Below are 26595 nucleotides of genomic sequence, written 5' to 3'. Positions count from 1 at the left end.
TTCAGTCGCCCTCGGCCTGGTGTAGCCGACGCCAGGCCGAGGGTGAGATACCCTCCCACTTGCGAAAGGCCCGGCCAAAATTGGACGGGTCGCTGTAACCCAGGTGTTCCGCAATGTCGTCGATACTCAGGGGTGAGTGTCGCCTTAGACAATCCAGCGCACGTTGATGGCGCACGGTTTCCTGTAGCAGCTGGAAACGGGCGCCTTCTGCAGCCAGCTGGCGCCGCAGAGTGCGAGCAGACACATGTAACTGCCCGGCCAAATCCTCCAGACTCAACAGGCGGCCGTCACGAATCGATTCCAGCATCCTGACTACTCGTTCCGTGACCGAGGTGGATGCCTCCATCTGCCGCATTTCTTCCTCGCATTGAGCCTCAGCCACGCGACGAGCCACAGGATTGGACAACGATAACGGCAGGTTCAGAAACTGCTTTTGGAAGCGGAGCTGGTTAACACCGGTGCAGAAACTCACGGCATTGCCAAACAGCGGCTGGTAAGGCCCCACATTGGCTGGCTGCTCGTAGTCCACCAGGCACCGCCCGCCCTCCAACAACCGCTGACCAAACAGCAGGTTGTTCACTTCCATCAGGGAAGCCAGGACCACCTCGATGTTGAAACGATGTAAATCCCGGGTGTCGTGCTTGATATCGAGCTGAATGACAGCTTCATCGCCTTCGATAAAAAACGACAGGGCCATGTAGGCAAAACGAATCCGGAAATATTTGATCAACACCCGCAGCGCCTGCTCGAGCGTGTCGCAGCTGATGGCGGCCTGAGACAGCGCACCATGGGCGGTAAATTTCAGGCGCCGGCCAAACTCCAGCCCCAGGCTGTCGTCCTTGCAGCGAACAAAGGCTTGACGACACAGCTCAGTGAACTGGTCCAGGGTAATGAAATTATCCGGGTGGCTCAGCTGTGGCTGGCGGATACCGGCAGCGCTGACCAGCTCTTGCTGGGCAACACCCCGCTCCTCTGCCAGCTGGCAAAGAATCTCGGCGTAATGGGCCCGGATAACCGGCAGGGTGCCGCCGGAAAGCAGTGCGTTCATGGTTTGAACTTTGAGTCGTTATTATGGTTGTCAGACTAGCGCCTGCTCTGGGATCCGGCAATCACTCCACTGACACAACTCCGCCGACAATGCGGCCAGATTTTTTTCACTCAAGGCAATCCACTTCTTGCAGCCTCCCGTAAATAACCAGACTGACAAACCAGCGGCGAGTGCCTAGAATGATGACTGTAATCAGCTCAACTCATGCGACTGTCAAGGAGCGTCCGGTGACCACACTGGATCAGCAACCAGCGAAAGCCGAGGGCCGAAAAGACCCTTGGGGTGTCTTGCTGGAAAAAGTAGGCAAACACCAGGATAGAGCTGCATACCACGCTTTGTTCGAACACTTTGCGCCGCAGATAAAGTACTACGCCATTTCTAACGGCATGGCCAGCCACGCCGAGGAACTGGTGCAGGAAGTGTTCATTTCCATTTGGCGCCGCTCCTGCCTGTATGACTGGCGTAAGGCTGCGGCGTCTACCTGGATCTTTACCATTGCCCGTAACCAGCGGATTGATATGCTGCGGAAAATGCAGCGGACCAGCGCTGAAATGGCAGTGGAAACCGAGGATCTGTGGCAGATTCCTGGCGATAATGAGGATGAGCCGGTGACGTCCCTGCACCGTTTGATGTCAGAGCGCCGGATTCGTGAGTCTCTCAGCCAGTTACCGGAAGAGCAGATTACCGTCATCGCCAAGGTGTACATGGAGCATAAGTCTCACCAGATGGTGGCGGATGAACTTCAGATCCCCCTGGGAACCGTGAAGAGCCGGGTACGCCTGGCGTTGAACAAGTTAAAAGTGATTTTGCAGGATCAGAACGTATGACACGGCACCACCCCGACAGCCTCAGCCTGATGGAGTACAGCGCTGGCAATCTGACCGAGCCCCATGCTCTTTGCATCCGGCTGCACCTTGAGCAGTGCCCACACTGTCGGAGCCGGGTGGACACCCTGAACAGCCTGGGCGCGGTGATGATGGAACAGCAGCCCAAGGTCACTGTGTCGGATAGCAGTTTCGAGCAGTTGATGGCACGTATTGACTCAGCACCCCAAGATACTTCACCGGTTGTGCAGGCACCGCGATTGAGCCCGCTGCAGAAGTTGCTTGGTCAGGACATCAACGAGCTGCCCTGGAAACGTCAGCTGGGCGATGTCAGCGTACTGGATATTTCGGAAAAGTTTCCCGGTCAGGGTGAGCGGGTGGTACTGCAGAAACTGGTGGCAGGCGGCAAGGCCCCGGCCCACACACACCGCGGTGATGAGACAACGATCGTGCTGCAGGGTGCGTTCGCCGACCAGAAGGGCGTGTTCAACCAATGGGATTTCGTGGTGTTGAATGAGCAGGACGAGCACAGGCCCGTTGCCGTAGGGTGTGAAGACTGCATTACCTTGTCTGTGCTGAGCGCCCCGGTCAAGCTGACGGGCACCTTCACCAGGATGTTGAATCCGTTCATTCGGTAAGTTTAGTTGATCAGTCCAGTGAGAAACGGAGGCAGGTTGCCTCCGTTTTTTGTGGCGACCGAAGATCCGTTATCGCAATCCGGTAATGGTTTAATTGACTTGGGCGCCCATCCCCCTAAACTGATCCATAGTAGGTAACAACTCCAGCACCATTCAAAACGCAACAGCTGACACATGCCCGACATCATCGTCATGTTTTTCCTGCTCGGCCTGGTAGCAGGAACCGTCAAATCTGACCTGTCCATTCCACGAGAAGCCTACGACATTCTCAGCCTGCTGCTGATGCTCACCATTGGCCTGAAGGGCGGAATGGCCCTGTACGGGAACCTGGCACCAGGCCTGCTTCTGGAAATGCTTGCGGTAGCAGGCCTGGGCTTTGCGCTACCCCTGCTGATGATCCCGATCCTGCGTTACGGCGTCGGACTTTCAATCGCCGACACCGCCAGTTTCGCCGCCCACTATGGCTCGGTCAGTGCCGGCACTTTTGCCGTCGCCCTGGCGTGGGTTGAAACTCGCGGCCTCAGCTCCGGCGGCCAGGTCACGCTCTATCTGGTACTTCTGGAGTTACCGGCCATCATGGTCGGGCTCTGGTTCTACCGGCGTTTTGGCAAACGCACGGGCGATTCCAAGGGCACGCCGCTCTGGCAGGAAACCCTGACCAACCGAAGCGTTATCCTGCTGGTGGGTGGTGTGGTCATTGGAGCGCTTTACGGGCCCGGACAGGGCACCGGCGTCACCGCCCCCCTGACCAGTGCGTTTTCCGTCATTCTGTCGCTGTTCCTGCTGGAGATGGGGCTGGTGGCCGCCGAAACCCTGCGCAACCTGAAGCTGATCCACTGGCGGGTTGTACTGTTTGGGCTTGCGATGCCCCCCGTGCTGTCGGTGGCTGGGCTAACGGTGGGCACCCTGCTCGGGCTCGACACCGGCTCTATCGTCATCCTCGCAACGCTCACCGCCAGTGCGTCCTACATCGCCGCACCGGTGGCGATTCGCCACGCCGTTCCCGATGCCAATATCGGCCTGGCTATGCTGGCTTCCCTGGGCGTCACCTTTCCATTCAATGTGCTCGTCGGCATCGGGCTTTATTACTCAATGCTCAGCTGGGCGGTGCCGCTATAGTGTCCCGCCTGGCGCCGCCTACCAGGGTAACTCCGAACCATCCCAACTGAAGAACCGACCGTTACTGCTGTCGTCCAGGGCGCCCAATACCCGGATCAGGTTATCAGCCGTCTGCAAGGGCTTATGTACCGTCAGTTTGGACAATGACTGGCTGAACGGTGCACTCAGGGTCGACTCGGTGGTCCCCGGATGCAGCGCCACGCAGGCAATGGGCTTGCACCGACGAGGCAGTTCGATGGAAAGATTCCGCACCAGCATGTTCAGGGCGGCTTTTGAACTTCGATAAGCGTACCAGCCGCCAAACCCGTTATCGGATATCGACCCCACCTTAGCCGAAATGGCCGCCACGCGCTTGAACTCACGATGCCGCAGCCAGGGCAGCAGGGTCTGGATCAGCAAGGCAAATCCGGTGGCGTTGACCGCGGAAGCCCGGGCCATGTTAACGGCCGCCACGTCGTCCAATCGCTTTTCGGGAAACAGCCGGTCATCATGCAGCAGGCCAGCGGCGTAAATCACAGTGACGATCGGGCCGGAACCGTCCAATGCCGTTCTCAACTCGGCTTTATCAAGCCGCTTCTCATCTTCCGCATCCCAGGCCAGCAATCTCACACCGGGATGATTCCTGAGATCGTCCGGTGCCCGCTGAGGATCACGACACAGACCAATGACGGCCTGGGCCGGGCAAGTCTCCAGATAGCGTTTCGCCAGCGCCGCACCAATTGCACCGGATATACCGGCAATCACGATCGTCATTCCCACGCCCTTCCACTATCAATGGATACCATGCCGGTGATACGAAAATTCAATGCCTTCGGGCCACCAGCCAGCAAACCAAAAAATTCAAACGCTCGTATGAAGAGACACTTCCGGATTGAAACAACGACATCCGGCAGTCATTCAGACTGCTAAATCCAAACAGGAGAGTATCCATGCAATACCAGGCACCAGCGAACGATCTTCGCTTTCTGTTGTTTGATGTGTTGGGCGCAGACAAACTGCACGAACTGGAAAAGTACGCCGATGCGACTCCGGATCTGATTTCGGCGGTGATCGATGAAGCCGGCAAACTGGCGTCAGAGGTCATCCAGCCTACTAACCAGATTGGCGACCGCCAGGGTTGCAGCTACGATCCGGAAACCAAATCGGTCAAGACACCTGATGGCTTCAAAGAGGCCTACCAGAAGTTTGTGGAAGGTGGCTGGACCGCTCTGGATGCACCACTGGAATTCGGCGGGCAGGGCCTGCCCCACACCCTGAAGTTTGTCGTGGACGAAATGGTGTGCTCCACCAACCTGTCCCTGGGCATGTACCCGGGCTTGACCCACGGTGCCATCAGCGCCCTGTATGCGCACGGCTCCGAGGAGTTGAAGCAGACTTATCTGGAAAAACTGATTTCCGGCGAGTGGACCGGCACCATGTGTCTGACCGAGCCCCAGTGCGGCACCGATCTGGGCCTGATCCGCACCAAGGCCACACCGAATGACGACGGCAGCTACGCCATCGAAGGCACCAAAATCTGGATCACCGGCGGTGAGCACGACCTGGTCGACAATATCGTACACCTGGTACTGGCCAAGCTGCCGGGCGCACCGGACACCACCAAGGGCATCTCCCTGTTTGTGGTGCCCAAGTTCCTGCCGGATTCCGGCGAGCGCAACCCCGCCTTCTGTGGTGGCCTTGAGCACAAGATGGGCATCAAGGGCTCTGCCACCTGCGTGATGAATTTTGAAGGCGCCAAAGGCTGGCTGGTAGGCGAGCCCAACAAGGGCATGAGCGCCATGTTCACCATGATGAACGAAGCCCGGCTGATGGTGGGCATGCAGGGCCTTGGCTTGGCCGAGATGGCTTACCAGGAAAGCCTGGCGTTTGCCAGGGAGCGCCTGCAAAGCCGCTCCCTGAGCGGCCCCAAGAACCCGAACGGCCCTGCTGATGCGATTATTGTGCACCCGGACGTACGCCGCATGCTGATGCGCCAGAAGGTGCTGAATGAAGGTATGCGGGCACTGGCGCTGTTCACTGGCCATCAACTGGACCTTTCCGTGGCTCACCCGGATGAAAGCGTGCGTGAAAACGCCGATGACCTGGTGCAGCTGCTGACGCCTGTGGTTAAAGCCTTCCTGACCGACGAAGGCTATAACAACGCCAACTGGGGCCAGCAGGTTCTGGGCGGTTCTGGCTTCACCCAGGATTGGCCGCTGGAGCAGCTGGTTCGGGACGGCCGTATTGCCCGCATCTATGAGGGCACCAACGGCATCCAGGCGATGGACCTGGTGGGCCGGAAGCTGTCCCTCAAGGGAGGCCAACTGGTTCGCGCCCTGTTCGCAGAACTGACCGGATACCTGAAGGACAACCCGGAGGCGCCGTACCGCGAAGAACTCAAGGTTGCGCTGAAGAGTCTGGAGCAGGCCACCATGTGGCTGGCCCAGAATGCCCCCAAAGATCCGGAACAGGCCGGCGCTGCCGCCACCCCGTACCTGCGGATTATGGCCCTGACCGTGATCGGTTATCTGTGGTCCCGCATGGCCGGCGTCGCAGGCCAGCAGCTGCAACTCGGAGAGGGTAATAAGCCGTTGCTTGAGGGCAAGCAGGTATCCGCCCGCTACTATTTCGAGAAGCTGATGCCTGAAGTGGACTGGCTGCTAAAAGACATCCAGACCGGCAAAGACAGCCTGATGGCGTTTGAAGACGAGCACTGGGTGGCTTAAACGGCAATACCGGTCTGGCCAAAATGGCTGGCCGAAAATGACCGGTAATTGGCAACTTCTGACCTTCTTAAAGACAGATCAGAACTTGATAATAGTCACGTTGATTAGTGTCTCTGAACTAGTCCAACCCGCCTCTTGCCGAGCCGGGTACCTTCTTGAAGCCGCGCTCTTGCGCGGCTTTTTTTATCGCGTTTTCCCGCCTGCGGCAGTCTCGGTTACAATGCGCTTCTCTTTTTTCCCTGCATTCCGGAGGCTGAATGACCGCCGATGATTATCCGTTCCGCTTTGGCGGCATAGAGCGCCTCTATGGCCGCAAGGCCCTGAACGCCTTCCGTAATGCCCACATAGCCATCGTCGGCCTCGGTGGTGTTGGCTCCTGGGCCGCTGAATCGCTGGCTCGCAGCGGCATCGGCACGCTCACCCTGATCGACATGGACGACATCTGTGTGTCCAACACCAACCGCCAGCTGCATGCCCTGGAGGGCCAGTATGGCCACACCAAGACCGATGCCATGGCCGAGCGGCTGAAGGCCATCAACCCCCAGGCGGATATCCGGGTGCATTTCGGGTTTTTAACCACCAAGAACGTGGCAGAGTTGATTACCGAGGATATGACCGGGGTGGTGGACGCCATCGACAGCGTGAAGGCGAAAGCAGCGCTGATTGCCCATTGCCAGCGGCGGAAGGTTCCGATTGTCTGTGCCGGCGGGGCCGGCGGCCAGATGGACCCAACCCAGATTCAGGTGGCCGACCTGAGCAAGACCACCCAGGACCCGTTGTTGGCAAAGGTGCGCAATATGCTGCGCCGGGAGTACGGGTTCTCCCGGAATCCAAAGCGGCGTTTTGGAATTGAGGCGGTGTATTCACTGGAACAGCTCACCTACCCCGCCGCCGATGGCGAGGTGTGCCTTCAGAAGCCGGCCACCGAGGGTCCGGTGCGGCTTGACTGCGCCTCTGGCTTCGGCGCAGCCAGCCCGGTAACCGCCAGTTTTGGTTTCTTTGCCGCCTCCCGGTTATTGAACCGGATTGCCCGCAAAGCCAATCAGGCCGATTAACGGCAATCCAGCACCAGCTTGCCCCGCACATGACCGCCTTCCAGCAGTTCGTGGGCTGCCTGTACCTGGTCCAGGGAAAATACCTGCTCAACATGGACCTTCACATCACCGTCTTCAATCAATTCGGCGATTTCATCCAGATGGAAGGCATCCGGCCGTGAGCGCATGCCGTGGGCTCGAACGCCCATGGCTTCTGCGGCGCTGACCACGTCATCGGCGGTCACCGTGGGGATGGTTACCAGCACGCCGGAATCACTGAGAGTTTGCAGGGAACGCTTGCCGGTCTCTCCCCCTACCAGGTCCAGAACCACGTCCAGGCCATAGCATTCTTCGGTGAAGTCGGTGGTGTGGTAGTCAATCACCTCATGTACCCCGAGTTCCGCCAGGAAATCCCGGTTACGGGAGGACGCCGTCACGATGACGTGGGCGCCCCGCTCCAGGGCAAACTGAACCGCAAAGTGCCCGACACCGCCGGCCCCGGCATGAATCAGGATTTTCTGGCCAGACTCCAGCTCCGCCACCTCAAAGAGGGCCTGCCAGGCAGTGAGTGCAGCAAGGGGCACGCCGGCAGCCGCGATCAGGTCAAGCTCTTCCGGTACAATGGCGAGATCTTCAGCGTCGGCAATGGCGTACTCGGCGTAGGCTCCGCCAGTGACCGGGAAACCGATCATGCCCATCACCCGGTCCCCTGGCACCAGCGTGGTCACGCCTTCACCCACGTCCACCACTTCACCGGCCGCGTCGTAACCGGGCGTCCAGGGCAGACTGTTTTCTATCTGGGTTGCGACGAATCCCATGCCCTTACGGGTTTTCCAGTCGATGGGATTGAGGCCGGCTCCGTGTACGCGAACAAGCACCTCGCCCTCACCCGGTTGCGGAATGGGCGATTCTGTCACGCGCAGCACATCACGCTCACCAAAGCGATCATAGACCACGTGGCGCATGGTGCCGGTTTCGGTCAGATCAGATGATTCCATGGGTGTCTCCAGACAGCAGTGAACGGTGCCGTTACCGGCCTGAACTCTCAGACTAGCAGAATTTTACCTGCCCGGCCTCAACCGGGCAGGCCCCGCCCGCCGGCTACCAGCGCGCCGCCAAGTATCTCGGCGAAGGCCTTGGGCGCCCGGGCTGGCCGCTGGGATTTCATATCGACACAGGCATGGGTGGAGAGCGCGCGCAGCAAGGTTTTGCCATCGGCCGGGCGAATCAGCTGAAACTGCCGGGCAGAGCGGAAACGGCCATCCCAGTCGGTGAGCCAGGTACCCAGCACCAGTTCATCCCCGGCATTGGCAGAGGCCAGGTAATCCAGCTCAGTGCGGGTAATCGCCATGGCCTTTCCGGTTTCTTCATGCAGGGCCCAGGTCATGCCCAGGCTGTCGATGTGCTGCCAGCTCACCTCTTCCAGCCAGCGCACATAGACCACGTTATTGGCGTGGCCCAGGCGGTCGGTGTCTTCCGGGCGAACGGTGATGGTCATGGTAAACGGGTCAGGCAAGTCCCAGTTCAATGCCTGTGTCATGGTTGCTCTCCAAGGCCGGGAATAGCATGCAACGGTAGCCGGCCAATGCGGTCATTGTGAAGTGAACCAAAGTATAGAACGCCATCGTGGGGATTCACCGAGGTAATTTCCTGAAGGTGGGTGCCCCGGGTATCGTGCAGGCTGGTGATCATCTTACCGCTGGCATCAAAAGCAACCACCAGCCCATACTCCTGTGGCTGGGGCTTCAGACTGTCAGGCAACTTGGCCACCAGATTCTTCAGCCAGGGCTTGCGATGCATGCTGTCCACCTGAGCATTGCGTAAGGTTGGAAACGCGACCCAGTAGCGGCCCTGATCATCTACGGCCAGGTTATCGGGAAACCCGGGCAGGTTGTCTGCAAAGACTTCAGCCTGGCCCGCCCTGGGCCCGGTGATCCAGTATTTCAGGATACGGTACTTCCAGGTTTCGTTAACCAGCACGTAGTCACCCGCCGGCGACACCGCCACGCCGTTGGCAAAGTGCAGGTTGGCCAGCAGGACTTCGGTACGGCGGGTACGAGGATTATAACGAAGCAGGCGGCCGTGGGGGCGCATTTCCAGCAAATCCAGAAGGTAGTCCGGCTGGCGGAAGCGGGAACTGGCGTCGGTGAAATAGATACGGCCATCCGGCGCAATGTCCACGTCATCGGTAAAGCGGAACGGCGTGCCTTCGGCCTCGCGGGTCAGTACCGACAGGGTGCCGTCTGGGGTGATGGACAGCAGGCCTTTCCAGGCATCAGCGACAATCAGGTTGCCCTGGGCATCGAATACCATACCCAGTGGCCGTCCGCCGGTCTCCAGCCAATTCTCTACAGTACCATCAGGAAAAACGCGCACGATCTTGCCGTCCTGGGTACCGGTGTAAAGCACGCCGTTTGCATCAATGGTGGTATCTTCCGGACCATAGACTTGGCCCCGGGCCAGCAAGTCTGCCAGGCGCAGGCGTTCGTTGGGCGCCAGCACACCGGTCATGGCCGGCGGCGATGGTGCCTCCCAGGCCTTGCTGTCAACCGGCGACGGCGTGAGCAGGAAGCTGCCCAGCAGTAGAAAGATGACCAGCAGGCCTATCAACAACCATTTCATCATGTGCGCCCGATCCATTGGTGATTGTTAGACGGTAGGCAATATCAAAGCACCCTAACCTTAGCAGACATTACCGGGTTTCTGGCAACGCAGGACAGGCCGTCAGGATCCGAGAAAACGACGACACAAAGCCGCAAAGGTATCGGGCTTTTCCGCATGCAGCCAGTGCCCGGTACCCTCGATTATCTTCAGTTCGGCGGCCGGGAACAGTTGCCGGATGGGGTCTTGATGTTTGCTTTGGATATAGGCGGAATCAGCGCCTTTGATAAACAGCACCGGACCATTGTATGGCCCCTCACCCTCCGGCGCGGCGGCCAGTTTCTGATAACAAGTGTCAATCACAGGCAAATTCAGGCGCCAGCGGAACATCTGATCACCATCACGGGCCTGCTCTGCCGGTATCCGCTCCAGGTTTTTCAGCAGGAACTGCCGCACGCCCGGGATTTCAACAAATTCGGCCAGGCGCTTGTCCGCTTCCTGGCGAGTTGTTACGCCAACCAGGTCCAGGTTCTTCATACCATCCAGAACCGCATCATGCCGGGCTTTGTAGGTGACCGGTGCTATGTCCGCGACGATGATACCCTTGACCCGTTCCGGATAACCCAAGGCGACCTGCATCGCCACCTTGCCACCCATGGAATGACCCAGCACCCAGGCCTTGTCCAGATTGTGAGCGTCCATGTAGGCCACCACATCGGCCGCCATGGCCGGGTAATCCATGTCGTCGGTGTGGGGCGAACTACCGTGATTGCGCTGATCGAGGGCGTGAATCTGCCAGCCATCTTCCAGGCGGCGGGCGATACCCCCAAGGTTCTCAAGGGAGCCGAACAGCCCATGCAGCAGGATCAGGGGCTCGCCCTGGCCGGTAATACGATGATTCAGTTCAACGGTCATGCGCTGACAGCCTCCGGTGATGGGGATGAACCGGATACACTACCATCGCCAGACTCGGGGGCAAGGAGAAATTAGGCAGACAAACCGCAGGCACAAAAAAGCCGGGATAAACCCGGCCAGAAGGTCACAGACATTACGACGGACAGATCAACAGTAGAAGATGCTGTCCAGATATTCCGCCAGTGCCAAAACGTTTTTACGCTCGGCCTCGTTATGGGGTACAAAGATTTCCCGTTCCATACAACACCTCCATTTTGCCTGTTGGCTACTTCAACCTGATGCGTACCATGCTATCGTTGAAGCTATGGCAAGCCGTTGACTGGCTGTGCCAATCGTTTGACATTTTGTATCACTCTGACACACAACCACCCGGAGCCAACCATCGGCATGCACGCGCAAATGGACCAAGCCGATCCCCCGCAGGTTGCGGCGTCCAGCACCCTGGCACTGGTTCACTACCTTGATACGCTCGGGCTGTTAGACCGCTCCCGCGTAGAGGCGCTCACCGGCCTGAGCCTGGAAGCCCTGGAAGATCCGGATTTGCGCATTCCCGCCAGCACTCACTACCAACTTTGGGAACTGGCGGAACAACTGACTGGAGACCCCGGTGTTGGACTGCATGCCGGGCAGGTTGTTGACCCTGAACGAATGGGCCTGGTCGGGCATGTATTCTTCAATTGCGACACACTGGGCGAGGCCGTCGTGCAGTACGTGCGGCTGCACCGGCTGATCAACGAATCGGTAACCCTGAGCTTTGAGCAAACGCCGGATCAGGCCATCCTGACCTGGCAGCCAGACCACCCCGATCACTACTGTCGTCAGGATATGGATCGCACCCTGGCGGCGGCCCTGTGTCGAACCCGTCATTTTATTCACCGGGGCATTGAAGCCGACTGGCTGGAAGTGGCCCATCCGGAACCCGGCTATGCCAGCGAGTACCGGAAACTGTTTGGCGGGCCGGTTATTTTTGGTGCCGGCATCACCAGAATGGCGTTCTCCAGCCAGCACCTCGGGCACCCGATTCCCCATCGCAACCCGTATGTCTATTCCGCCATGCTGAAGCAGGTCAATGCGGTACTGGCCCGTCTGCAAACGCGGAAGTCGTTCAGCCGCAAGGTTCGCCGCCTGATTTCGCGCCAGATGGCCACCGATCGCATTGATGCCGACACCCTGGCCCGGCAATGCCATATGAGCCGCCAGACCCTGTACCGCAAGCTGAAAAAAGAAGGCCTGAGCTTCCATGACCTGGTGGAACAGGTGCGCCAGGACAAAGCCCTTCGGTATGTGGCTGACGATCAGTACGCACTGGGAGAAATTGCCTTCCTACTCGGCTTTTCCGAACTCAGCGCCTTCAGCCGTGCCTTCAAACGCTGGACCGGCGTGGCACCGGCCCAGTTCAGGGCAAGCCACCAGGAAGGCAAGAGATGACCCCGGATAACCTGTCACTGCTGGCCATCCCCCTTGCTGCACTGTACCTGGCGGCCCTGGCCTGCATTTATCGGATCCTGCTCAGCTACCGCACCGCCCAGGGGGCCATTGCCTGGATCATCGCGCTGGTAGGCCTGCCCTATATCGCGGTGCCACTGTTTGTTCTGTTCGGCAGAAGCCGCTTTGGCGGTTATGTCAAAGCCCGCCGGATGGGCGATCAGTCCCTGACCACTCTGCTGGACCAGTTCGAGAAGCAGACCACGTCGATCTCCAACCCCGGCCACGAACATTTCAGCGATGAGCTGCAGGTGCTGTGCAAGTTGAGCCGGCAGCCGTTTACCAGCGGCAACCAGTGCACCCTGCTGAAAGACGGAACCGCAACCTTTGAGGCCCTGTTCGAAGCCATGGAGGATGCCAGGCAATACATTCTGCTGGAGTTCTACATCGTGCGCTCAGACAAGGTGGGGCAGCGCATCAAGGCGATTCTGGAACGCAAGCTGGCGCAGGGTGTCGAGGTGTGGTTTCTGTACGACGACATCGGCAGTGTGTTGCTGTCACGGCGCTGGCTTAACGAACTGTCAGCCGCCGGCGCGCGCATCGCTTCGTTCGGCAACGGTAACGTACGCCGCCGGCGTTTCCAGATCAATTTCCGGAACCACCGGAAGTTACTGGTCTGTGATGGCAAGGTGGGCTTTGTTGGCGGCATTAACCTGGGCGACGAATACCTGGGCACCGCGATGGACCAGGAACCCTGGCGCGATACCCACTGTCGCATTGAGGGCCCGGCCGTGACCGGGTTGCAGCTGGCGTGGCTGGAAGACTGGCACTGGGCCAGTAATATCCGCCCGGGACTGGACTGGCACCCGAGCTTTGACACCGGCGGTGATCAACAGGTTCTGGTACTGCCTACCGGGCCTGCAGATACCTGGGAAACCTGCACGCTATTTTTCCTGAACAGCATCAACAATGCCCGCACCCGAATCTGGATTGCGTCGCCCTATTTTGTTCCGGATTTCCAGATCATGAACGCCCTGCAGCTGGCGGCGCTGCGTGGGGTGGACGTTCGCATCCTGATTCCGGAAAAAACCGATAACCGGCTTATTCGCCTGGCAGCCTATTCCTATCTGGTGCAAGCCAGCCAGGCCGGCATCGGGATCTATCGCTACCAGCCCGGTTTCATGCACCAGAAGGTGGTACTGGTGGATGACCGCTACGCTGCCGTGGGCACGGCGAACCTGGACAATCGCTCCATGCGCCTGAACTTCGAGATCACGGCGGTGAACACCAACGGGGACTTTGTCCGCTCGGTCGACACCATGCTCCGGGAAGATCTTGAGTACTGCCAGAGAATGACTGAACGGGACTACCAGGACCGATCCATCCTCTTCCGACTCAGCTGTCGCGCGGTGCGACTGCTGGCGCCGTTGCTGTAGCGGTTATTCTGGCTCCGGCAAAAACATTGTGCGACCATGGCCTTTCCGACGGTTCACCTGCTGTAAACAAATAACCCATGAACGCATTCAAGCCCAGAGAAACCCTGACCGAACAAGTCGCCCGCCATATTGAAAACCTGATTGCCTTTGAACAGCTGAGATCCGGTGAGCGCATCTACGAAAGCGCCATGGCCAAAGAGATGGACGTCAGTCATGGTTCCATCCGCGAGGCGCTGTTACTGCTGGAAAAACGGCACCTGGTGCGCAACGTGCCACGCAAGGGGGCGTTCGTTACCCCGCTGGACGAGCACTTTGTACGCAGTCTCTATGAAATTCTCGAGCTGTACCTGACCCACACCGGCCAGAAACTGGTGCGACAGTGGCAACCCGAGGACATGGCCCGGCTTGAGAAGCTGTACCGGCAAATGAAGGATTGCTACCAGAAAAACGACCTGATGGCGTTTCTGGAACTGGGCATTGAATACACCAAGGCCTCGCTGGTGTACGCGGACAACTACTTCATCGTCTCCGCCATCGACGATCTCTGGCCTTCGGCCAAACGCTGTGCGTTTGTCGCCTTTCGCCAGGGCGGCGCCCAGGTACTGGAAGACAACCTGGTGCACATGGAAGAATCCATCCGCGCCATTGGCAACCGGGACGAAGCGGCCCTGGCCGACATCCTGCACCGATACGCCATCCAGCAATGCGAACAGGTTCTGGCCGCCATCAACGTGGGTTGAGGCTGGCGCTGGCTGACGGGTCAGTAGAACAGCTGGGTAAACGAGAAGCCGATATTCAGGTAGGCGGTCCAGTTATCCTCGTTGTTGTAGGCAGCGGCCAGTTGCACCGGCCCGAGCAGGGTATCCACGCCAGCAAAGGCACTCCAGGACCGCACGGTGTCCCCCCACCGGGCATCGCGCATACTGTCCCAGGCATTGCCGGTTTCAAAACCGGCGCCGGCAAACCAGGGCATGACCGGACCACCAAACTCCCGCCGACCGTACACAGAGGCCAACACCGCGTCGTTGCCGGTAATTTCCCCCGGGGCATAGGCTGAAAGCTGGCGAAAACCACCCAGGCGGGCGGCGTTTTCAATACCGGCATCGCCGCTGAAAATCTGGCGGGTATACAGCAGCCCGGTCAGGTTAAAACGCTCCCAGGTGCCAGTACCCAGCAGCATGACCGTGACGCCGTCAAAGTGACGATCTGAACCCAGGTCCTCCCTCTCCACCCGCCCGCGAATCCCGGCAAAAGCGCCGGATTTCGGGAAGAAGGCATCGCTCAGGGAATCGTGCACCAACTGCAGGCTGACATGCCCCTGATGCACATTGTCGGCGGGGGCGACCGGAACACCCACTTCGTCATCAACCGAGGCATACCCGCGCACATAGGCCAGACGAACTTCTCCGTTGCCTCCCAGCTCCATACCCAGGGCCAGGTCCACTTGCCGGAAGGTGACATCCACTTCCGAGATGCGCCGCCCCTGATCGTAAATGCTGTAATCGTCCCGGCGATACTCCACACCGACAACGGCAAACCGGTCATAACCGTAGGTCAGCGGCTGGTACCACTGGCTTCGGACCCAGGGCTGGGTACCCAACTGAACGCCGGTCAGCCATTCGGCACCCAACCGGTTCAGCTCGGTCATGCGCAGGCCGGCTGCCAGGTTGAAGCGGGTATTTCCCTCAAAGTTATCTTCATAGTTGAGCCCGAACGACAGGTAATTAGGTCCCCAGCTTTTCTCCCGCGCCCGTATCACAAGGACCGGCCCCGCTTCCGTAGGTGCCAGCGACCAGCCCACGGATTCGTAATAGCCAAGGCCATAGATACGCTTCAGGTCTGCCTCAAGCTCCGGTACGTCCAGTACCTCCCCCGGTTGCTGGCGAATCCGCTCCCTCAGGAAGTCTGTCGCCAGACGCTCGCCCTGGGCGATCTCAACCCGAACCACAGGCCCGGGCACCCAACTGCCTGCGGCACGGCGCGACTGATACGCCGCCCACTGTTCCTCAGGCACCGACAGCCGATTCAGGGCAACCGCATGCTCTCGGGCGGCGGTGGCACCCAGTTCGAACAGGACCGGTGCATCGTAAAAGTCGGCGGAGCCAAAGCCTTCGAGGTCCGGGTGAACCAACACGTCCTGCTCGGTCAGCATGGCCAGTTGGGCATCGGTATTCCTGCGGGTTATCAGGGTAGTCAGTTGCCCCACCACTGAGAAAGCCTCCCGCAATTGGTCGGCGCTCATCATCGGATCGGTGATATCCACGGCAATGACCACATCCGCGCCCATCTCCCGGGCTACACTGACCGGCAGATTGTTGGCAACGCCTCCGTCCACCAACAGCCGACCGTCCCGCTCAACTGGCGCATAAACGCCCGGAATGCTCATGCTGGCCCGAATGGCCTCGGCAAGATTACCGTCTCCGATGACCACCTCTTCCCCGGTTTCAAGGTCGGTGGCCACGGCTCGGAAGGGAATGGGTAACTGATCGAAATTTTCAACCAGAGCGGCATTGCGGGTGAGTTCATTGAGGATAAAGCCAAGATTCTGTCCGGTCACCAGGCCTCCGCCCAGGTGGACACCTTGCCTGCTGACCCCCAGACCGGGCACCAGTGGCAGACGCCAGTCGTCCTGTTTGCGCCGGACCGGCTTGAATGCCCGGCCGGGGTCATCGCGGAAGCTGGACAACCAGTCCAACTCCAGAAACCGCTGCTCAATCTCGGAAACCGACATGCCCGACGCGTAAAGTGCCGCCACGGCGGAGCCGGCACTGGTGCCAACCACCACATCCACCGGCACCCGCATTTCCTCAAGAACCCTCAGCACACCCACATGGGCCATGCCTTTGGCACCACCGCCACTGAGCACCAGCCCAACTTTGGGGCGTTCTGAAGGTTCCGACGCCAATACTGGCACCCACAGCAGGGGCGCCAGAATCAACACCAGAAACTGACAATACCGAAAGCCTGGCAAACCCCGGTCAGCTCTTGTCGTGGTGTTTGTCATCGTCGGCCAGGGAAAGGTGGGAAACGTCCGGAACCATCGGAGGTGGCAGATCCCGCTTTACCCCCAGATCGGAGCCCGGGGGCGCCAGGCTCCAGTCGTCCAGATGCTCGAACATGGGCGCTTCCGGGTCTTCATGCTCCACCAGGGTGACACCCACAGGGTCCAGGGTCAGGCCTGAGCCAGCAAGGATATCGTCCACTTTCTCGCCAGCCACTGGCAGGCGATCTCCAGGTTCTGTCGCCGGCACATTGCCCTTAGAGGCCGCTTTCGGCGGGGCCGTTGGTGCGTCTGTCTCGGTTTGCTGATCGGCCTGGGGAACCGGCGCAGGTTTCGGTGCCGGGGCGGCAGCCTGGGCTGACCCAGCCATCGGCTGTACATGGGCAACCATGCCATGCCTGCGCAGTACCGCCTGGTATTTCTCAGCCTGAACCTGCTCCAGCTTGTTGCGGATAACAACAGGCTGGCCACTGAACATGCGGTCCAGTTGCTCCACGCTGGCTTTGAACAGGGCCCGGGCGTTATTGCGCGCGGTTTCCACATCGGTACCCGGTGCGCACTCACCCTTGAATACAAGCTGGAACATGGCAATCCCTCTCACTTTCCCAATGGTTCTGGCTCCATGATAGCGGAAAACCGGCCCTCCGGCAGGCTGGCAAGCACCGGGCGACACTGAATTATGTCCAAAATGCAAACAATTGAAAAATACCGTGTATCAATGACGAAATTTCCGAGACTCTCTGCAATAATCAACCGTAACCAAACTTTACACTTGGTTACATATAAGTTATTCCATCCGTTTTCGGGAGTGCTCGTTATGCGCACCAGACTATACGCCTTCGCATCCGCGGTTGCGTTATTGATGTCAGCCAGCCAGGCACATGCCGAAAATCTTGACGTTTTGATGAGCCAGGTTTTTTCCAACCAGGAAGCCACCTACATCGGTTTTGAAAGCGTGGAACGGGAAGACATCCCGGAACAAGCCGCCGTAGACCGGAAATATCTGATCGTCGACTTCCGACTCGCCGAGCAGAATCCGGAAAGTGAGCAGCTTCAGGCCAGCGTCCACAAAGTCTGCATGACCCTGCTGAAAGACCGGGCGCTGGTTCGCTCCCTGTCAGACTCCGGGTACGACATGGTGTCGGTGGCGTTCGACCGCAAATCCCAGTTCGACTGCCTCTAAGCTCAACGCTGGCCCAGCAATTTGGGGAAAGCTTCAAGGGCCGTATTAACCGCATCCAGATTGAACGCCTCTACATCCGCCAGCAGTTTTTCGCCGTAGCTGGTGACCGACGGCGAACGATGACGTTGACCCCACTCAACAATTCGTAGCGCAAAGTCTTTCATCTGTTCCGGGTCGCCGCTTTCACGAACATCCTGCCACTGGTCACCAAAATCCTCCGCCAGCTTCTCCCGCAGCCAGCCTCGCTCCTGCATACTCATGGTCTGGGCCAGCAGCCGCTCGGCTTCCTCCGGCGCCCCGTCATCTTCCGCCTGCTCTACGGTGGCCTCAACCCGGGGCAACACGAGAGTAAAGGTGGACCCAACATCCGGTTCACTCTTTACCGTCAGTTCACCGCCCATCATTTCCACCAGCTTCCGACTGATGGCCAGGCCCAGGCCGGTGCCGCCGTATCGCCGGGAGCTCTGACCTTCCTGCTGCTCAAAGGCGTCAAAAATACGATCCTGCTGATCCGGCGCAATCCCAATGCCGGTGTCAGCCACGGTCACTTTCAACCGGTAGTAGCGGATATCCGCGTCCTTGCCGGTGGATTCCTCCAGTTCTTTGGCCACGGCCCGCACTGTCACTCCACCCTCATGGGTGAACTTGATGGCATTGCCCACCAGATTGAACAACACCTGGCGCAACCGGGTTTCATCCAGCATCATTGCCGAGGGCATACCCGAGCCTACGCTCACCTCCAGGGTAATGCCCTGTTCGGTCGCTCGCAGATCAAAGATATGCCGGACATCGCTGAGCAGCCGGCGAACCGAAACCGGGCCAAAGTCCAGGCGCATCTTGCCCGCCTCGATCCGTGACAGGTCAAGAATGTCGTTGATCAGCATTAACAGGCTACGGCTGCCGGCGCGGATGGCGTTCAGGTAGTTCCGCTGCTGGGGATCGGTCACCGAGTTGTAGAGCAGATCGCTGTACCCAATGACCGCATTCATCGGGGTTCGGATCTCATGGGACATATTGGCCAGGAACTCACTCTTGGCCCTGCTCGCCGTCTCCGCCTCCCGGGCCAGGCGCTCGGCCTCAAGCTTGGCCGCTCGCAGTTCATCTTCGCTGCGCCGCAAGGCATTCTCGGACCGAATCCGTTCATCCACTTCCAGCGACAGCTTGCGGTTCCAGTAGAGGAAAATCAGTACCACCACGATGGCAATCAAAATGATGCGCCTGACCACCGTATAGTCGGTTTCCTGTTCGATATCCAGGTGTATCCAGCGGTTATACACCGCCTCGGTTTCCGATGCTGGCAGGCTGCTCAGGGCCTTGTTGAGGATACGGTGTAAAATCGGGTTGTCCTTGCTGACCGCCAGCCGCAGGTCATATTGATAGGGCGTGATGCTGGTAATCCGCAGGTTCGACAAGCCCAGCCGGGCAACCGTGTAACTTACCGCCGGAATATGCGTGACCATCACATCCAGGTCGCCGTTGGACAGCGCCAGGAGCCCCTCTTCAACCGTTTTTTGCGGATACAGATCCAGGTTCGGGTGATTGATCAACAGATAGTCGTGACTGGCCTGGCGGTTAACCACCCCAACCCGCTCGTCCCGCAGCTCTCTGAGGTCACCAATGAACCGGCCGGTATCCCGGATGGCCAGGGCAATCGGTACCGACACATAGGCCCGGGTGAACAGGAATTCCTGTTCGGTTCGGGGGGTGCGGGACATACCCGGCAGAATATCCACTTCACCCGCCTTCAACATGTCCTCGGCCGACTGTCGGGAGCCCGCAATCACCCGGTTGAAGCGAACATCCAGGTTCTCCTCCAGCCGTTTGACGAGGTCAGAGGCAAGGCCCGCCGGGCGGCCATCTTGCTCGAATTCAAACGGTGGCCAATCGCCACGCATACCCACTTTCAGCCCGGGATGGCGTTTCAACCACTCCAGTTCCGAAGCGGTCAGGGCCACGCCACGGCCCTCAAGGGCTGGCATATTTGCCTGCAACCAGGACTGGCGAATATCCCGGTGCTCGTTGTGACTCAATGCCTGAACGGCCCGGTCAAACACCCGGAAAAGGCGGTCACGGCTGGTCGGCACCTGCAACACGACATCCACCGGGCGATTATCCAGCAGAACGGCCAGACCGATACCATTGATCATCGCGGATTCAAGGTAATCCGAGACCACCGGGACCGGTCCGAGGAAGGCGTCGGCCTTGCCGGACAAAACCAGGCTGATGGCTTCCCCCAGACTGGCGACGGGCACCGGCGAAAAGTTATCAATCGGGTCCAGCAGTGGGAACTGGTTGGGATCGCCACCAATAATCGCGACATTGGCAGATTCCAGATCCGACAGCGTCCGGTAGGCGGCGTCACCGGCATTCACAAATATCCCATAGGTCAGCGACATCATCGGTGAGGTGTGCCGAAGACCCGGGATCACCGGCGATCCCGGAATGCGGGTGGTCAGAACCAGGTCCGCATCTTCGCCCTGGTCGACCGCCATGAAAGGCTCAACCGGCACGCCAAGCTTATCTGACAAGCGGGCGAGATAATCAATCCAGATACCCGCCAGCGCACCCTCACCGGTATCGAACACCAGCGGCACCTGGCTCTGCCTGACAGCCACCCGGAAGCCATCCTGCTGGCCCAACCACTCCAGGTCTGCAGCGCCCAGAACCGGCGCCGGCGAAGCCTGGGGCGGTTCCGCCCACACGACCCCTTGAATCAGGACAAACAAGAGGCCATACAATAACTGTGGAAGAGACTTCACTGGATATCCTCGGTGGTTCCACTACATTTCAGGGAACAATACCTGCAAATGTGGAAGATTTCATACTGCCTCACCGCACACAGGAGAAGCCTGTCTCATGGACACCAGCAAACACACTCTAAGCGTCCTTTTTCAGCAGCTTGGTTTACCATCAGATCAGAAAAGCATGGAGAGTTTTATCGCCCGGTATTCTCCACTGCCTTCGGAAATTGCCATCCAGGACGCCCCTTTCTGGTCCGAAAGCCAGTCGCAATTTCTTGAGGAGGGGCTTGAGGAAGACAGCGACTGGGCCGAGATTATTGATGAACTGGACGCCCTGCTGCGGCACTGATCGGCGCCGTCAGTCCACCATGACCTGATTGCGGCCGGCATCTTTGGCCTGATACAGGGCCCGGTCGGCACGATCAAACACGGTATCTTCGGCATCACCATCCCGGAACTCTGACACGCCGGCAGAAAAGGTGATTGATACCGGCTTGCCGCCAAAATGGAACGGCAGTTTGCCGACATGCTCACGAAACTGCTCTACCACGTCCCGGGCAGCCTCCAGCCCGGTCTCCGGTAACAGCAACACGAACTCCTCACCACCAAACCGGGCGATGAAATCCGTGCTGCGCAGGCGGCTTTTCATCTCCCGTGCCACCAATTGCAGTACCCGGTCACCGGCTTTATGGCCAAAGGAATCGTTGATTTTCTTGAACAGGTCAATATCAATCACCGACACACTGAGCGGGTGTCGGTAACGCTGCCAGCGGTTGTATTCGAATGACAGCCGCTCCTGCCAGGCTTCCCGGTTGGGCAGCTGGGTAAGCAGGTCGGTCATCGCGCGCTCCCGCTCCCGGCGAACCTGCGCCTGCATCTGCTCGGAATGAGCCTCCATGGCGGCGACCTTCTCCTGCATGGCATTGAGTTGCTGCGCCAGCATTTCCTCCCGCTCGGCATCCCGCGTGCAGAATCGTTCCAGAGCACCGCCGATGAACTCCAGTCGCTGGCTCACAGACTGCTTGAGGCTCTGCAAGTCCTGACTATGTTGGATATCCTCGGATACTTTGCTCAGCTCCGACCGGATTTCCCGGTCCAGCGTTGCGGTATCATCGTGTCTGGAAGCGTAGGCATCGGACTGTTCCGAAAAGTGCTGACGCAGGGTTTCCAGGCGCTCGTCCAGCCGTTTGAGGAAAGTCTCGAACTCTCGCTGGCTGCGGGTAACCGCCTCAATCACCAGTTCAGCCACCTGATTCAGGCCTTCCCTAAGGACCTCCCAGTCGTTGCTCGATAACAGGGTTTGCTGAAGCGTCCTGGCCTGCGACTCCACCTCTGGTTCCAGGCTGACCTGATTCAACAACAGCCCCAACAACTGGCCCACACGGCGGGCGATTCTGAGCCGATGCCCCTCTTCGGCGATATCATGCTCACTTCCCGTCGGCTCCTCCGGCGCGACGGCCTGTGTGTCGGCCTTTGGGCCCTTTGGCTCGGCTTCATCAAGACGGGTAATGGCTTTGTCAATCTGATCCTGCAGGGTTTTCCAGGCATCGATATCGAACTTTTGTTTGCGCAGATCGGATCTCAGGCGATTGAGCAGGTTATCAAGTTCCGGAGTCTGGCCTTCCGAGGCCAGGCTGGTTCGCACCAGCATGCGCTCAAGCACATTGCGCTCGGCTAACCACTGTTTTTCGCGCTGCTCTGCCTCGTCCAGTTCCCGAAGATACTTATCCTTCCAGGACTCCTCAGATGCCATGAAACACTCCCTCAAGAACCGGTATGATCATTGTCGTTGCGGTTGATATGGTTGGTCGAACGTCGACGCGCCCGGGGATGACTTTGATCGTACACCCTGGCAAGATGCTGAAAGTCCAGATGAGTATAGACCTGTGTGGTGGCGATGTCCGCATGACCAAGCAGTTCCTGCACCGCACGCAGGTCGCCGCTGGACTCCAACATATGGCTGGCAAAGGAGTGCCGCAGCAGGTGCGGATGCAAGCGCTGGTCGGCACCCTGCACCATGCCCCAGCGGGCCAGGCGGGCCTGGATACTGCGCTGGCTCAGGCGACCACCCCGCTGGCTGACGAATACCGCGGTTTCGCCCTCGTTAGCCATAGCTGTTCGGTGCGCCAGCCATTGGTTCAGGGCCGCGACGGCTTTGCCACCGACCGGCAGAATGCGCTCCTTGTTACCTTTACCCAGAACACGCACCTCCCGGCCTTTCAGGTCCAGGGCGGGCAGGCTCAGGCTGGCCAGTTCTGCCAATCGGAGGCCCGAAGAGTACATCAGCTCGAACATGGCCAGGTCGCGGATTTCCAGAGGGTCGTCCGGATTGATGTCCAGCAGCTGGCTGATCTGGTCAACGTCTGCCACCTTCGGTAACCGGCGACCGCTCTTGGGGGCCCGGACGTCCAGAGCGGGGTTGTCCCGGGCAAGCCCTTCCCGAAGCAGGAACTGATAGAAACGCCGAATGGCGGACAGGTGCCTGGCAATGCTCCGGCCGCTTAAACCGTCTCTGCTCAGCCGGGCCACGTAGCGGCGGATGTCGTGAATCGTCAGCTCTGACCAGGCCGGGATGTCAACTTCGATCAGCCAGGCGACCAGGCGATCAAGGTCTCGTTGATAGTGATCACAGGTACGGGGGGAATGGCGCTTTTCGGTGGCGAGATGCCGGACAAACGCAACCACCGGGGCGGCCATCGCCTCGGGTGGTCGGGTGTCCGTCGCCAGCCCGGTCACCCCTGGCCGCTCTCCACAGCCAGGCCAGACACCGGGGCATCTGTGCGATAACGATCAAGCATGGGGGGCAGCAGCCGGCTCAGGGTATCGCTGATATAGCTGAGAAACAGCGACCCCATGCTCTGATCAAAATAACCCTGCTCGCAGCTGCCGACAGCAAATACGCCAACCAGTCCCTCGTGACGCAGCGGTACCAGGGCCACCGAGGCAATCGGTTCATCCCGGTCCGGGAACAGGAACTCCCGCTCGCTTTCCCGGAACTGGCCGCACACCGCACGGTCACCCTCCAGCAACGAGCCCAGACGCTCCCGGGCCTGGACGGAGTTGACGATGTGCAGGGCTCCCTCGCCTTTCTCCGGCTGCGCCGAATCGCTGAACAGCAGTACCGAGGCAGCATCCAGGCCAAAATCGCCGCGGATGCTGTCATCGACGGCGGCGGCTATATCGTTGAGTGACCTGGCTTCAATCACCTGCATCAGCAACCGTTTGCTTTTCTCGAACAGCCGGTCGTTATGACGGGCGATCGATACCAGCTCCACCAGTTCACGGCGAAGGGTATCCCGCTGCTCACGGAACAGATGAACCTGGCGTTCCACCAGCGAGATGGCCCGGCCACTGTCGTGGGGCAGAGTCAGGCTGCGCAGCAGTTCATCCTGATCAAGAAAAAAATCAGGATTGGCGCGAAGATAATCGGCCACCTGCTCCCGAGTGAGTTCGCCGGCCTTCTGGCGGGCCGTTTGTTCTGTCATCGTGTTCTCCTGAGCCGTCAGGACCTTGTTTTATTGGTTCGGGAACTTCTGCGACGCCGGGGCTGGGGATCGCCCGGCAGACGAAGCTGCCCTTCAAATACCGTTTTAGCGGGGCCTTCCATCATAACAGGGGACCCATTCCCCTGCCATTCGATCACCAGAGGGCCACCCCGCAGCTCCACCTCCACCCGGGTATCCAGCAGGCCTCGCAGCTGGCCGGCCACCACCGCAGCACAGGCGCCACTGCCACAGGCCAGGGTTTCTCCCGAACCACGCTCAAATACACGCAAGCGGGCATGGCTCCGGTCGACGATCTGCAGGAATCCGATATTGGCCCGCGCGGGGAACCGGGGATGCTTCTCCAGCATGGGGCCAAGGGTGGCCACCGGCGCCGTGTCGACGTCATCCACCACCAGTACACCGTGGGGATTGCCCATGGAAACCGCCGACAATTCCACGCTCTGGCCATCAACATCGACGGTGTACACGGTCTTCTGACAGTCCGCGGCGAAGGGAATGGCGGGCGGATTGAGTTCCGGCACGCCCATATTGACCATCACCAGGCCATCCTTGCCGATTTTCAGCTCGATCACGCCCTTGGCAGTCTGTACCCGGATCACCCGCTTGTTGGTCAGGCGCTGGTCACGCACAAACCGGGCAAAGCAGCGGGCGCCGTTGCCGCACTGCTCCACTTCCGAACCATCGGCATTAAAAATACGATAGCGAAAATCCACATCAGGCAGGCCCGGCGGCTCCACCACCAGCAACTGGTCGAAGCCGATACCAAAGTTCCGGTCCGCCAGCTCCCGGATCAACTCCGGGCGCAGGCGGAAAGGCTGGCTGATGGCATCCACCACCATAAAGTCGTTCCCCAGCCCGTGCATCTTGGTAAACCGGAGCAACGGCCCCTGGCCCCGTCTTTGCGGATTCATTTCTTGCTCCCCGTTCATTCCGGCAGGCAACTTTCAGGGCCAAGCTGATCGTCCAGGGTCTCCCGGCGGCGCACCACATGCACCTGATCGCCGTCAACCATCAACTCGGGCGGGCGGTTACGGGTGTTGTAATTGGATGCCATAACGAAACCGTAGGCACCCGCCGACCGAACCGCAAGCAAATCGCCCGCCTTCAGCCGGAGTTGACGATCCTTGCCCAGAAAATCGCCGGTTTCGCACACCGGCCCGACCAGATCCCAGGCTTTTTCCTCGCCATCCTGATGGGGCTGTACCGGGATGATGGCCTGCCAGGCGCTGTACAGTGCCGGGCGGATCAGGTCGTTCATGGCGGCATCGATAATGGCGAAGTTACGATGCTCGGTGCACTTCAGAAACTCCACGCGGGTCAGCAATATACCGGCGTTGGCGGCAATGGAGCGGCCCGGTTCCATGATCAGTTCCAGCTCCCGATCACCCAGTCGCTCGGCCAGTGCCTTGACGTAATCCGCTGGCTGCGGGGGCTGTTCCTGATTGTAGGTCACGCCCAGGCCGCCCCCCATGTCCAGATGGCGGATATGAATGCCCTGGTCCGCCAGAGTATCGATCAGCACCAACACCCGGTCCAGGGCATCCAGAAACGGAGAGACTGACGTCAGCTGGGAACCAATGTGACAGTCCACTCCATGGACATCCAGGTTTGGTAACGCTGCGGCACGGGCGTAAACCTGAGGGGCCTCGGCGATATCGATACCAAACTTGTTTTCCTTCAGTCCGGTGGAAATGTAGGGATGGGTGCCGGCATCGACATCCGGGTTCACCCGAAGCGATACCGGTGCCCTCACGCCCAACTCTCCGGCCACTTTGTTCAGGCGGTCCAGCTCGGTGTCAGATTCAACGTTGAAACAGCGCACGCCCACTTCCAGCGCCCGCTTCATTTCCCATTCCTGCTTGCCAACGCCGGAGAACACCACCCTGGCGGCATCGCCACCGGCGCGCAGCACCCGCTCCAGCTCACCGGCAGAGACAATATCGAAACCGGCGCCCAGGCGCGCCAGCACATTGAGCACCGCCAGGTTGCTGTTGGCCTTCACGGCATAGCACACCAGGTGCGGGCGGCCATTCAGCGCGCTGTCATAGGCCCGATAGTGACGCTCGAGGGTGGCCCGGGAATATACGTAAGCCGGGGTGCCAAAACGCTCAGCGATTGACGCCACCGGAACATCTTCGGCGTACAGTTCGCCATTGCGGTAATTGAAATGATCCATGTTGATCCTGACTATCTGGATGGGTTACTGCCAGGGTTGGTGGCTCAGCGTTCCGGCGACTCATCGGTGTCAGCGCTCTCGTCCGCCTGCCCGGACTGGACCGGATCTGCCTGTGGCGCTTCGCGGTACAATGGCCCTTTCTGGCCACAACCGGCAAGAAACAACAGCAATAGCATCACGAGCGCCCAAGGCCGGCGAGATGGTCCAACCTGCATACCCATACCCCTGAGTGAATAATGGCCG

25 protein-coding genes are annotated in these 26595 nt (G+C 59.4%); 10 read left to right on the top strand and 15 right to left on the bottom strand.

Annotation, left to right across the window (positions count from 1 at the left end; genetic code table 11):
• Position 1: 1 nt before the first annotated feature.
• Entirely contained in the window at positions 2-1048 is a 1047-nt protein-coding gene (locus C7H10_RS08020; protein ID WP_106694442.1) for an AraC family transcriptional regulator, read from the bottom strand.
• Positions 1049-1275: 227 nt separating this feature from the next.
• On the opposite strand from C7H10_RS08020, the gene C7H10_RS08015 reads away from it, so the two are divergent.
• The 3 genes from C7H10_RS08015 (at position 1276) to C7H10_RS08005 (ending at position 3629) form a co-directional block, all read left to right on the top strand.
• On the top strand, positions 1276-1875 hold the full coding sequence (locus tag C7H10_RS08015; protein WP_061332542.1) for a sigma-70 family RNA polymerase sigma factor: 600 nt from the start codon (positions 1276-1278) through the stop codon (positions 1873-1875).
• The gene (locus C7H10_RS08010; protein WP_061332541.1) at positions 1872-2510 is read left to right on the top strand and encodes a ChrR family anti-sigma-E factor; all 639 of its coding nucleotides are present in this window, start codon (positions 1872-1874) and stop codon (positions 2508-2510) included. Before C7H10_RS08015 ends, C7H10_RS08010 begins: the two co-directional genes overlap by 4 nt.
• Before the next feature lie 174 nt (positions 2511-2684).
• The gene (locus tag C7H10_RS08005; protein WP_106694441.1) at positions 2685-3629 is read left to right on the top strand and encodes a sodium-dependent bicarbonate transport family permease; all 945 of its coding nucleotides are present in this window, start codon (positions 2685-2687) and stop codon (positions 3627-3629) included.
• Positions 3630-3647: 18 nt separating this feature from the next.
• On the opposite strand, the gene C7H10_RS08000 is transcribed toward C7H10_RS08005, so the two are convergent.
• Positions 3648-4382, bottom strand: coding sequence for an SDR family NAD(P)-dependent oxidoreductase (locus tag C7H10_RS08000; RefSeq protein WP_106694440.1), 735 nt, complete (start codon positions 4380-4382; stop codon positions 3648-3650).
• A gap of 176 nt (positions 4383-4558) precedes the next feature.
• Between C7H10_RS08000 and C7H10_RS07995 the strand changes: the two genes are divergently transcribed.
• The gene (locus tag C7H10_RS07995; RefSeq protein WP_106694439.1) at positions 4559-6334 is read left to right on the top strand and encodes an acyl-CoA dehydrogenase C-terminal domain-containing protein; all 1776 of its coding nucleotides are present in this window, start codon (positions 4559-4561) and stop codon (positions 6332-6334) included.
• A 257-nt stretch (positions 6335-6591) separates the two neighbouring features.
• Complete coding sequence (gene tcdA, locus C7H10_RS07990) at positions 6592-7389, top strand: tRNA cyclic N6-threonylcarbamoyladenosine(37) synthase TcdA (RefSeq protein ID WP_106694438.1); 798 nt, start codon at positions 6592-6594, stop codon at positions 7387-7389.
• Here the strand turns inward: tcdA and C7H10_RS07985 are convergent.
• The 4 genes from C7H10_RS07985 to C7H10_RS07970 all read right to left on the bottom strand — a co-directional run bounded on the left by C7H10_RS07985 (position 7386) and on the right by C7H10_RS07970 (position 10884).
• Positions 7386-8366, bottom strand: coding sequence for an NADP-dependent oxidoreductase (locus tag C7H10_RS07985; RefSeq protein ID WP_106694437.1), 981 nt, complete (start codon positions 8364-8366; stop codon positions 7386-7388). The two genes, tcdA and C7H10_RS07985, sit on opposite strands and share 4 nt — an antisense overlap.
• Positions 8367-8443: 77 nt before the next feature.
• A complete protein-coding gene (locus tag C7H10_RS07980; RefSeq protein WP_072678627.1) occupies positions 8444-8908 on the bottom strand; it encodes an acyl-CoA thioesterase in 465 nt (154 codons plus the stop codon).
• Positions 8905-9993 (bottom strand): SMP-30/gluconolactonase/LRE family protein, encoded by a 1089-nt coding sequence (locus C7H10_RS07975; protein WP_425269120.1) that lies wholly within the window; start codon positions 9991-9993, stop codon positions 8905-8907. The genes C7H10_RS07980 and C7H10_RS07975 overlap by 4 nt, the downstream gene beginning before the upstream one ends.
• A 99-nt stretch (positions 9994-10092) precedes the next feature.
• A complete protein-coding gene (locus C7H10_RS07970; RefSeq protein ID WP_106694436.1) occupies positions 10093-10884 on the bottom strand; it encodes an alpha/beta fold hydrolase in 792 nt (263 codons plus the stop codon).
• A gap of 387 nt (positions 10885-11271) precedes the next feature.
• On the opposite strand from C7H10_RS07970, the gene C7H10_RS07965 reads away from it, so the two are divergent.
• From C7H10_RS07965 to C7H10_RS07955, 3 genes are all read left to right on the top strand, one after another.
• Positions 11272-12312, top strand: a complete 1041-nt coding sequence (locus C7H10_RS07965) for an AraC family transcriptional regulator (RefSeq protein ID WP_106694435.1) — start codon at positions 11272-11274, stop codon at positions 12310-12312.
• A complete protein-coding gene (gene cls, locus C7H10_RS07960; RefSeq protein WP_106694434.1) occupies positions 12309-13745 on the top strand; it encodes a cardiolipin synthase in 1437 nt (478 codons plus the stop codon). The genes C7H10_RS07965 and cls overlap by 4 nt, the downstream gene beginning before the upstream one ends.
• Before the next feature lie 77 nt (positions 13746-13822).
• Positions 13823-14485, top strand: coding sequence for a GntR family transcriptional regulator (locus tag C7H10_RS07955; RefSeq protein WP_106694433.1), 663 nt, complete (start codon positions 13823-13825; stop codon positions 14483-14485).
• A gap of 20 nt (positions 14486-14505) precedes the next feature.
• Here the strand turns inward: C7H10_RS07955 and C7H10_RS07950 are convergent, their stop codons facing one another.
• Together C7H10_RS07950 and C7H10_RS07945 are read right to left on the bottom strand one after the other, a co-directional pair.
• Positions 14506-16716 carry a patatin-like phospholipase family protein gene (locus C7H10_RS07950; RefSeq protein WP_425269119.1) on the bottom strand — a complete coding sequence of 737 codons (2211 nt, stop codon included), beginning with the start codon at positions 16714-16716 and terminating at the stop codon, positions 14506-14508.
• A 7-nt stretch (positions 16717-16723) separates the two neighbouring features.
• The gene (locus tag C7H10_RS07945; protein ID WP_106694431.1) at positions 16724-17332 is read right to left on the bottom strand and encodes a hypothetical protein; all 609 of its coding nucleotides are present in this window, start codon (positions 17330-17332) and stop codon (positions 16724-16726) included.
• Between the two features lie 231 nt (positions 17333-17563).
• Between C7H10_RS07945 and C7H10_RS07940 the strand changes: the two genes are divergently transcribed.
• A complete protein-coding gene (locus C7H10_RS07940; protein ID WP_106694430.1) occupies positions 17564-17929 on the top strand; it encodes a hypothetical protein in 366 nt (121 codons plus the stop codon).
• A gap of 2 nt (positions 17930-17931) precedes the next feature.
• On the opposite strand, the gene C7H10_RS07935 is transcribed toward C7H10_RS07940, so the two are convergent.
• The gene (locus C7H10_RS07935; RefSeq protein WP_106694429.1) at positions 17932-20688 is read right to left on the bottom strand and encodes an ATP-binding protein; all 2757 of its coding nucleotides are present in this window, start codon (positions 20686-20688) and stop codon (positions 17932-17934) included.
• Between the two features lie 97 nt (positions 20689-20785).
• On the opposite strand from C7H10_RS07935, the gene C7H10_RS07930 reads away from it, so the two are divergent.
• Positions 20786-21019, top strand: coding sequence for a DUF2789 domain-containing protein (locus C7H10_RS07930; RefSeq protein WP_061332527.1), 234 nt, complete (start codon positions 20786-20788; stop codon positions 21017-21019).
• A 9-nt stretch (positions 21020-21028) separates the two neighbouring features.
• On the opposite strand, the gene C7H10_RS07925 is transcribed toward C7H10_RS07930, so the two are convergent.
• The 6 genes from C7H10_RS07925 to lptM are packed head-to-tail and all read right to left on the bottom strand — an operon-like array spanning position 21029 to position 26567.
• Positions 21029-22423, bottom strand: a complete 1395-nt coding sequence (locus C7H10_RS07925; protein ID WP_106694428.1) for a GGDEF domain-containing protein — start codon at positions 22421-22423, stop codon at positions 21029-21031.
• Positions 22424-22434: 11 nt separating this feature from the next.
• Positions 22435-23367: a tyrosine recombinase XerC gene (gene xerC / locus C7H10_RS07920; protein WP_106694529.1), complete on the bottom strand. Its 933-nt coding sequence runs from the start codon at positions 23365-23367 to the stop codon at positions 22435-22437.
• 35 nt (positions 23368-23402) lie between these two features.
• Positions 23403-24155 (bottom strand): DUF484 family protein, encoded by a 753-nt coding sequence (locus C7H10_RS07915; protein WP_061332525.1) that lies wholly within the window; start codon positions 24153-24155, stop codon positions 23403-23405.
• Between the two features lie 17 nt (positions 24156-24172).
• A complete protein-coding gene (dapF, locus tag C7H10_RS07910; protein ID WP_106694528.1) occupies positions 24173-25087 on the bottom strand; it encodes a diaminopimelate epimerase in 915 nt (304 codons plus the stop codon).
• 14 nt (positions 25088-25101) lie between these two features.
• Complete coding sequence (gene lysA / locus C7H10_RS07905; RefSeq protein ID WP_106694427.1) at positions 25102-26352, bottom strand: diaminopimelate decarboxylase; 1251 nt, start codon at positions 26350-26352, stop codon at positions 25102-25104.
• 44 nt (positions 26353-26396) lie between these two features.
• Positions 26397-26567 carry an LPS translocon maturation chaperone LptM gene (lptM, locus tag C7H10_RS07900; RefSeq protein ID WP_106694426.1) on the bottom strand — a complete coding sequence of 57 codons (171 nt, stop codon included), beginning with the start codon at positions 26565-26567 and terminating at the stop codon, positions 26397-26399.
• Between the last annotated feature and the right edge of the window lie 28 nt (positions 26568-26595).

Source organism: Marinobacter shengliensis (assembly GCF_003007715.1).
Lineage (GTDB): Bacteria > Pseudomonadota > Gammaproteobacteria > Pseudomonadales > Oleiphilaceae > Marinobacter > Marinobacter shengliensis.
This window is presented reverse-complemented; position numbering and strand designations above follow the sequence as displayed.

Excerpts from the sequence above, each read along its gene's own strand:
- C7H10_RS08020 (WP_106694442.1), bottom strand. The coding sequence starts at position 1,048 with ATGAACGCACTGCTTTCCGGCGGCACCCTGCCGGTTATCCGGGCCCAT.
- C7H10_RS08010 (WP_061332541.1), top strand. The coding sequence starts at position 1,872 with ATGACACGGCACCACCCCGACAGCCTCAGCCTGATGGAGTACAGCGCT.
- C7H10_RS08005 (WP_106694441.1), top strand. The coding sequence starts at position 2,685 with ATGCCCGACATCATCGTCATGTTTTTCCTGCTCGGCCTGGTAGCAGGA.
- C7H10_RS08000 (WP_106694440.1), bottom strand. The coding sequence starts at position 4,382 with ATGACGATCGTGATTGCCGGTATATCCGGTGCAATTGGTGCGGCGCTG.
- C7H10_RS07995 (WP_106694439.1), top strand. The coding sequence starts at position 4,559 with ATGCAATACCAGGCACCAGCGAACGATCTTCGCTTTCTGTTGTTTGAT.
- tcdA (WP_106694438.1), top strand. The coding sequence starts at position 6,592 with ATGACCGCCGATGATTATCCGTTCCGCTTTGGCGGCATAGAGCGCCTC.
- C7H10_RS07985 (WP_106694437.1), bottom strand. The coding sequence starts at position 8,366 with ATGGAATCATCTGATCTGACCGAAACCGGCACCATGCGCCACGTGGTC.
- C7H10_RS07980 (WP_072678627.1), bottom strand. The coding sequence starts at position 8,908 with ATGACACAGGCATTGAACTGGGACTTGCCTGACCCGTTTACCATGACC.
- C7H10_RS07975 (WP_425269120.1), bottom strand. The coding sequence starts at position 9,993 with ATGATGAAATGGTTGTTGATAGGCCTGCTGGTCATCTTTCTACTGCTG.
- C7H10_RS07970 (WP_106694436.1), bottom strand. The coding sequence starts at position 10,884 with ATGACCGTTGAACTGAATCATCGTATTACCGGCCAGGGCGAGCCCCTG.
- C7H10_RS07965 (WP_106694435.1), top strand. The coding sequence starts at position 11,272 with ATGCACGCGCAAATGGACCAAGCCGATCCCCCGCAGGTTGCGGCGTCC.
- cls (WP_106694434.1), top strand. The coding sequence starts at position 12,309 with ATGACCCCGGATAACCTGTCACTGCTGGCCATCCCCCTTGCTGCACTG.
- C7H10_RS07955 (WP_106694433.1), top strand. The coding sequence starts at position 13,823 with ATGAACGCATTCAAGCCCAGAGAAACCCTGACCGAACAAGTCGCCCGC.
- C7H10_RS07945 (WP_106694431.1), bottom strand. The coding sequence starts at position 17,332 with ATGTTCCAGCTTGTATTCAAGGGTGAGTGCGCACCGGGTACCGATGTG.
- C7H10_RS07940 (WP_106694430.1), top strand. The coding sequence starts at position 17,564 with ATGCGCACCAGACTATACGCCTTCGCATCCGCGGTTGCGTTATTGATG.
- C7H10_RS07930 (WP_061332527.1), top strand. The coding sequence starts at position 20,786 with ATGGACACCAGCAAACACACTCTAAGCGTCCTTTTTCAGCAGCTTGGT.
- C7H10_RS07925 (WP_106694428.1), bottom strand. The coding sequence starts at position 22,423 with ATGGCATCTGAGGAGTCCTGGAAGGATAAGTATCTTCGGGAACTGGAC.
- xerC (WP_106694529.1), bottom strand. The coding sequence starts at position 23,367 with ATGGCCGCCCCGGTGGTTGCGTTTGTCCGGCATCTCGCCACCGAAAAG.
- C7H10_RS07915 (WP_061332525.1), bottom strand. The coding sequence starts at position 24,155 with ATGACAGAACAAACGGCCCGCCAGAAGGCCGGCGAACTCACTCGGGAG.
- dapF (WP_106694528.1), bottom strand. The coding sequence starts at position 25,087 with ATGAATCCGCAAAGACGGGGCCAGGGGCCGTTGCTCCGGTTTACCAAG.
- lysA (WP_106694427.1), bottom strand. The coding sequence starts at position 26,352 with ATGGATCATTTCAATTACCGCAATGGCGAACTGTACGCCGAAGATGTT.
- lptM (WP_106694426.1), bottom strand. The coding sequence starts at position 26,567 with ATGCAGGTTGGACCATCTCGCCGGCCTTGGGCGCTCGTGATGCTATTG.